We start from the raw sequence: 5,926 nt of genomic DNA, 5'->3' as shown, positions 1-5,926 counted from the left end.
CGCTGAGATTGCTGGCCTCTTCAAGATAGCCCTTGGTGAAGAGCGTGTCGGTGGCGTGCAGGTGCGTATTGACGAGCCCGGGAATCACGAGGCGCCCGCGGGCGTCGATGCGGACGCTCCCCTCTTCGCGTGGCCGACCGTCCTCGGGTCCAACGTACTCGATGGTCTGACCTGCAAAGACGACAAGAGCGTCCCGCAACACCTCCTGCCGTCCACCCCGCCAGGCGATGACCGTGCCGTGTTCGATGAAGGTTTGTACGCTCATCTGTTCGGTATTCCTGCCGCTTGGGGATGGTGAGTGAGAGGTCAGACCGCCAGGCGTCCGGCACCGACGCGGGGGTCGGGACGACCGCCGTCGCTGACGGCCATCACCACGAGAATCTCGTCGGGCCGTGGCGCGTCCTCCACCCCCAGCGTGAAGGTGTCGAGTTCGTTGAAACTCCAGACGTTGTCCTTGTGGCCCAGGGGCACGTCGATGCGCACACCTGCGCTGGCAACTTTGGCCGTCGACGGGATGATGGCTTCGCCACCGCCTACGGCCAGGCGCATGGCCTTACCCAACTTGGGGTGCAGCACGGCAGCAGCGTGTTCGATATCGCCGTGCACGCCGACGACGGCGGCCTTGCCGTAGGCCACGACCGGGCCTTCAAGCTGGGCCACCCCCTGGGGCAGCCAGCGTTCGGCCAACAGCGGACCGAGATCAATCAATGCCGACAGGTCGCTTACGAACCGACCTGCCATGGGGTTGGCGATCACCAGAAGCACTGCTGCCCGTGTCACGGTACGTACCGCTGGCGAACCGGCTTCCGCCAGTACGGTCTCCTTGACGACCACGATCTTTCGCGGACTGAGGGTCATGGTGTGATCGATCGTCATGCCGTGGGTCAGGCGTTGGCGCCGGGCGCACCTGGAGGGATAGCGGTGGCAGCCTCGAATTGGCGGCCCAGCGAACGCAGCCACCCATCGGACCCGGCACGGCCAACCAGGGACACGCCAAAGGGCAGGCCGTCCGGCCGCAGGGCCGCGGGCAGGGCCAAGGCACATAGGTCCAGTGGCCCAACGCCATAGGTGTAGTAGCCGACTTCAGCATTGCGCTCGATCGGCATCGCCAGCATCTCATCAACCCGGAAGGGGCGGGCGACCGTGGGCGTTACCAGAACATCAATACCCGCCAGTTGACTCTCAAACTTTTGCCGCAGCTCCAGTAGCCGGTGCTGCGCCTTGAAAGCATCTATTGCAGTGTGGCTACTTGCACGCCGCAGGATGCCGGCCACGCCGGGCACAAGGGCCTGAGGCAGCCTATCGAGCACCTCACCGTAGCTGGCGGCACGTTCGGCGACGAAAGCGCTGTCAAAGATGAGTGCCCCCGCTTCGAGATAGGGTGAAAAATCGATCTCGCGCAACTCGCCTCCCAAGGCCTGCAGCCGTTGGACGGCTTGTGCGAAACACGCTGGCGAATGCGTGTCGCCGAACCATTCCAGCCGATCCGGAATGGCGAAGCGAAAGTGCGCCACTGGCCGCACGTCGAGCGCAATCTGGTCAGCGTCCGGGCGGCTGATGGGGTCGCCGCCATCAAAGGCGGCGATGGTCTCCAGCACCTGGTAGGCGTCCTCAACTCCGTGAGCGAACACCGGTATGCAGTCGAACTGACGGTTGTTGTAGACCAGACCCCGGCTGCTGACGAGTCCCACCGTGGGCCGCAAGCCGACGATGTTGTTCATTGCGGCCGGCACGCGACCCGAGCCGCCGGTGTCCGAGCCCAACGAAAAACTGACCAATCCTGCTGCGACGGCGACACCCGAGCCGGAACTGGAGCCGCCTGGGATGACTTCGGGGTTGAACACGTTCAAGCAATGACTGCCAATCGTCCGCGTGCCATTCAAGCCGGTGGCGAACTGGTCCAAAGTCTGCTTGCCTACGAACAGCGCTCCGGCGTCCAACGCGCGCTGCACCGCTGTGGCAGACGCCTTGGGGTAGCGGTCGAAACCTGCGCAGCCGCAAGTGGTGGGTATGTCGGCAACATCAACGTTGTCCTTGACACCGAAGGGCAGGCCGTACAGGGGCAGGCTGTGGATGTCGGCCCGGCGTTCACGCAGGGCCTGGGCCTGCGCGCGCAGGCGGGCTGGATCGACGGTCTGCACCCAGACGTGATCGGCTCCGCGTGCAGCCATGCGGCGCAGCACCTCGTCCACCACATCGACAGGGTCGACAGCGCCTCGTCGGTAGGCCGCGCTCAATGTAGTGGCCCGCAGGGACAACGTCGCGAGCCCCAGGCCTTCGGTCATTGTTTACTCCGGCTGGATGCCGGCAGCCCGGGCGGCGTCGCCCCACTTCTTGTGTTCGGATTCGATGAAGCGGCCGAACTCCTCGGGCGTGCTGCCCCAGGGTTCGAGGAAGCTGGCCTTCAACCGCTCTTGCACGTCGGGTGCCCTCAGAGCCTTCAAGAACTCGGCGTTCAACCTGGCCACCACCGGCGGGGGTGTGCGCGCCGGCACCAGCACGCCGAGCCACCCATAAGACTCGAGGCCAGTGATACCCAGTTCCGCGAGCGTCGGCACATCGGGCAAAGCGGGTTCACGCTGTGAGCCCAGCACCGCCAAGGGGGTCAGTCGGTGCTTGCCTTCGCGGATGTGCGACATGAAGTTGGCGGGATTGGTGGCGCCGTACTGGATGTGCCCGCCAAGCAGGCTGGTCATCATGGGACCCGGACCTGTGAAAGACACATGCTGGATGGTCATGTGGCCGCGTTGCTTAAGAATCTCGATCGCCAGATGCGACAGCGAGCCCACACCGGGCGAGCCATAGTTATAGCCGGCCGGGTTGGCCTTGCTGGCCGCAGCCAGCTGCTTGAAGTCGCGCACAGGGGCTGACGGGCCGGCCAGCAAGACATTGGACCAGCGCACCAGCACGCTTACCGGTGCGAAGTCATCGCGCTTCCAACGCAGGTTCTTGAACGCGAAATCATTGGTGGCGATGTTGGGTGCCTGAATCAGGACGGTGTAGCCGTCCGGCGCCGCGCGCGCTACGTGCTCGGTGCCCAAGTTCGTGGAGGCGCCGCCACGGTTTTCCACAATCACGTTTTGCTTGGTGGACTCCGAAAGCTTGGGCGCCAGCAGACGGGCCAGGATGTCCGTGGCGCTGCCGGGTGGGTAGGGGACGACCAGGGTGATGGATCGTGTGGGGAAGTCCTGGGCCCAGGCGACTGCGCCAGGTAACGCCAGTGCCAAGGCTGCGACACACCAAACACGCCTCCGAATGGATCGAACTGGAACCAGCATGGGACCACCTCTTGATTACCGCAGGAACACCCCCGCTCCCGATAAGTATCCTGCGGCAGCAGGCTGCGGGGCAGCAACTAATTGCCGCAGGATGGCAAAACGCGAGCCTTCAGCGCAGTTCGGTGAGCCGCAGCGGCTGCGTCACGTGGATACTGCCGTCGGGCTCCTTTTCGATCAAGCCTTCCTCGGCAAAGCGGGCCAGGGTTTGCGAGACCCACTGACGCGTCGATCCGATCATGCTGGCCATGTCACGATGGCTGAGCTTGGTGCATGAGCCCACCTCGCGCGCCGCGAGCATGGCCAGGAGTCGTGCCAGACGCACGCGCATGGACTGTGTCGCCAACAGCTGCAGCAGCGCGCAATAGCACTGCGACTTGTGGACCAGCGCGTCGATGAGCGCCAGCGCCAGGTCGGGCCATTCCTGCGCCAATGTGCGCAACTGGGGGCCAGGCAACCAAAGGCAGCGGGTCGCGGTCTCGGCCACCGACGTCCACGCATGGCGGCCGCCGCCGAACATCTGTGGCGCACCCACATAGTGACCGGCCGTCCAGAAGCCGAGGGTCAGCTCACGACCGTCTTCGGACAGGTAGCACGACCGCACCAGTCCTTCATCAATGAGAAAGACGCCGTCGTGGTGATCACCCTGCCGGAACAGCACATCACCGGCGGCGTAGTCGCGCCGGCGGCCGAGCTCCAGGACAGCCTGCCGAGACGGCTCGCTTAGGCGTGCCAGGAGATTGGGCGGGACCGCGGCGGCGGCGGCCTCGGCGGCAAGCAGCGTGGTCTGCTGCAACTGGGCCGTCGTTCGATGCCGGATCTTGGCTGTGGCAACCATCGCGGGGCCATGTTATCCGGCGGTGCAGCCTGTCAGGCTGTCTCGGGTTACACGTTGCGCTTACTCTTGTGCGGTGCTGCTGGCGAAAGCTCTGGATGGTGGCGGCGGGCGAGCCGGTGGAGGTGTGGATGTTTGAGGGGTTGGTGTGAGGCGGTCTGGCTGTCGCATCGAAGGCGAGGAGGCGATGCGGATGCTCATCAAGGTCTGATCGCCACCTCCGTTTTGTTCTTTATGCATATGTCATGCATACTATGACGGTGGACATCGAGTTCGATCCCGTCAAGGCCAGAGCGAACCTGCACAAGCACAAGGTGAGCTTCGCACACGCGGAGCAGGCACTTCGCGACCCCATGGCCCTCACCGTGGATGACCCTGACTCCGAAGGGGAGCAACGCTTCGTCACCCTGGGCATGGACGCTTTGGGTCGCGTACTCGTCGTGGTTCACACCCCGCGCGCAAGCGCAACCCGCCTGATCTCAGCGCGCAAGGCCAGCAGAGGCGAATCGGAGCAATACAGTGCGTAAGGACTACGACTTCTCGAACGCCAAGCGAGGGGCGGTCATACCCTCAAAGGGCAAGACCCGCATCACGATCATGCTGGATGACGACGTGCTCGAGCACTTCCGTGCCAAGGCGGAGGAGGAGGGCACCGGATACCAGACCATGATTAACAGTGTGCTTCGTGCTGTTTTGGTACCCCCTCGGCGGAAGGTGACATCGAACGATAAGCCTTTGACCGTAGCCGTTCTACGGAAAGTTCTTCGAGAGGAACTTTTTGAACGCACGCAGTGAGTTCCAACAGGAATTGGCCAAATGATGCGATCATTTTGTCGTATAGTATTTAGGTCATTTGTTGTATCATCCAATACGAAATTCATTGTTGGCAATAAAGGTATCTTTGATGTTGATAAAATAATATGAAATCTCATCTGAAAGCTAAATTTGATTGTCAAAAAAATTAATTATGAAATACCCGCAGGTGGCCTTATCGCCCAGTAAACTTTTTCTCTACGTCTGGACTAAGGAAAAGTTCATATTCGTTCGCGGTGGTCGATGTGTTGATTTCGCGATTGCCGAAGCGGCGAAGTTTTATAAAATGCGTGTGAATCGCCATGCTACTGATTTAGAGTTATTGACTTTCCCCCTGCGTTTGAGGGATCAAAGGCGCGACGTAGTCGAAGTTCTTATGCAAGGATTGCGAGAGAATCTAACAGAGTCTGAGCTATTCTTTTCAAAGCGCAGCTATAGTGGGGACTCGATAGATAAACAAATTCTAACGGATTTGTTATATTGTATTAATGAAAACCAAGCCGAACGAAAAATAACCTTTGATGAGACTGCTAACGCGCAGCGTGGATTAATTAGCGAGCACAGGCTTGATAAGACGCTACTGAGTGAGTTGTCTGGAAAAAAAGTACACAAGCAGACTGGTCGACTAGAGAGAAGTTTGTCTTGTCAGCATATCTCTTCGTATGTTGCTGGTTCTGAGGGCATAACGTTCAAGATGATCGATGGCTCTCTCGAGAATTTTGGTTCTACGAATTTCGATTATGAATATGAATTTCATTTAAATAAGTATTTAGAGTGATATATTAAAGTTCTCGGTATATTTTTTCCTGATTAGAAACCTGCTTCAGCAGGCTCGTCCAGTGAGCCACTGAGCCCGTAATCTGAGCTCTCCTGTTGATGGAGAGTCCTGATGTCCAGCCACCAGATCCAGTTCCAGCACGGCATGTCGATCCCTGAGTTTCTGAGCCACTTCGCGCATAGGAAATTCAAACGCCCCCCAAAGCCCGACGACCAGACCGCAGCC

At 60.3% G+C, this 5,926-nt stretch carries 8 protein-coding genes; 3 read left to right on the top strand and 5 right to left on the bottom strand.

All coding sequences use genetic code 11. From position 1 onward, the window contains the following. The 5 genes from ACOVRJ_RS01660 to ACOVRJ_RS01640 form a co-directional block, all read right to left on the bottom strand. The coding region (locus tag ACOVRJ_RS01660) for an amidohydrolase family protein (RefSeq protein WP_422042173.1) at window positions 1-265 on the bottom strand (265 nt) is incomplete at its 3' end. A gap of 41 nt (window positions 266-306) precedes the next feature. Further along, a complete protein-coding gene (locus tag ACOVRJ_RS01655) occupies window positions 307-876 on the bottom strand; it encodes an amino acid synthesis family protein (protein WP_422042172.1) in 570 nt (189 codons plus the stop codon). A gap of 8 nt (window positions 877-884) precedes the next feature. Continuing rightward, the gene (locus ACOVRJ_RS01650; protein WP_422042171.1) at window positions 885-2,285 is read right to left on the bottom strand and encodes an allophanate hydrolase; all 1,401 of its coding nucleotides are present in this window, start codon (window positions 2,283-2,285) and stop codon (window positions 885-887) included. Between the two features lie 3 nt (window positions 2,286-2,288). Continuing rightward, window positions 2,289-3,278 (bottom strand): Bug family tripartite tricarboxylate transporter substrate binding protein, encoded by a 990-nt coding sequence (locus ACOVRJ_RS01645; protein ID WP_422042170.1) that lies wholly within the window; start codon window positions 3,276-3,278, stop codon window positions 2,289-2,291. A gap of 109 nt (window positions 3,279-3,387) precedes the next feature. Next, window positions 3,388-4,113: a Crp/Fnr family transcriptional regulator gene (locus tag ACOVRJ_RS01640; RefSeq protein WP_422042169.1), complete on the bottom strand. Its 726-nt coding sequence runs from the start codon at window positions 4,111-4,113 to the stop codon at window positions 3,388-3,390. 242 nt (window positions 4,114-4,355) lie between these two features. On the opposite strand from ACOVRJ_RS01640, the gene ACOVRJ_RS01635 reads away from it, so the two are divergent. From ACOVRJ_RS01635 to ACOVRJ_RS01625, 3 genes are all read left to right on the top strand, one after another. Next, entirely contained in the window at window positions 4,356-4,637 is a 282-nt protein-coding gene (locus ACOVRJ_RS01635) for a BrnT family toxin (protein ID WP_422042168.1), read from the top strand. After that, window positions 4,630-4,905 (top strand): BrnA antitoxin family protein, encoded by a 276-nt coding sequence (locus ACOVRJ_RS01630; protein ID WP_422042167.1) that lies wholly within the window; start codon window positions 4,630-4,632, stop codon window positions 4,903-4,905. The genes ACOVRJ_RS01635 and ACOVRJ_RS01630 overlap by 8 nt, the downstream gene beginning before the upstream one ends. A 172-nt stretch (window positions 4,906-5,077) precedes the next feature. Beyond that, on the top strand, window positions 5,078-5,701 hold the full coding sequence (locus ACOVRJ_RS01625) for a hypothetical protein (RefSeq protein ID WP_422042166.1): 624 nt from the start codon (window positions 5,078-5,080) through the stop codon (window positions 5,699-5,701). Window positions 5,702-5,926: the final 225 nt, after the last annotated feature.

Origin of the sequence: Roseateles sp. (assembly GCF_049240545.1) — a bacterium.
GTDB lineage: Bacteria > Pseudomonadota > Gammaproteobacteria > Burkholderiales > Burkholderiaceae_C > Paucibacter_A.
This window is presented reverse-complemented; position numbering and strand designations above follow the sequence as displayed.

Excerpts from the sequence above, each read along its gene's own strand:
- ACOVRJ_RS01655 (WP_422042172.1), bottom strand. The coding sequence starts at position 876 with ATGACGATCGATCACACCATGACCCTCAGTCCGCGAAAGATCGTGGTC.
- ACOVRJ_RS01650 (WP_422042171.1), bottom strand. The coding sequence starts at position 2,285 with ATGACCGAAGGCCTGGGGCTCGCGACGTTGTCCCTGCGGGCCACTACA.
- ACOVRJ_RS01645 (WP_422042170.1), bottom strand. The coding sequence starts at position 3,278 with ATGCTGGTTCCAGTTCGATCCATTCGGAGGCGTGTTTGGTGTGTCGCA.
- ACOVRJ_RS01640 (WP_422042169.1), bottom strand. The coding sequence starts at position 4,113 with ATGGTTGCCACAGCCAAGATCCGGCATCGAACGACGGCCCAGTTGCAG.
- ACOVRJ_RS01635 (WP_422042168.1), top strand. The coding sequence starts at position 4,356 with ATGCATACTATGACGGTGGACATCGAGTTCGATCCCGTCAAGGCCAGA.
- ACOVRJ_RS01625 (WP_422042166.1), top strand. The coding sequence starts at position 5,078 with ATGAAATACCCGCAGGTGGCCTTATCGCCCAGTAAACTTTTTCTCTAC.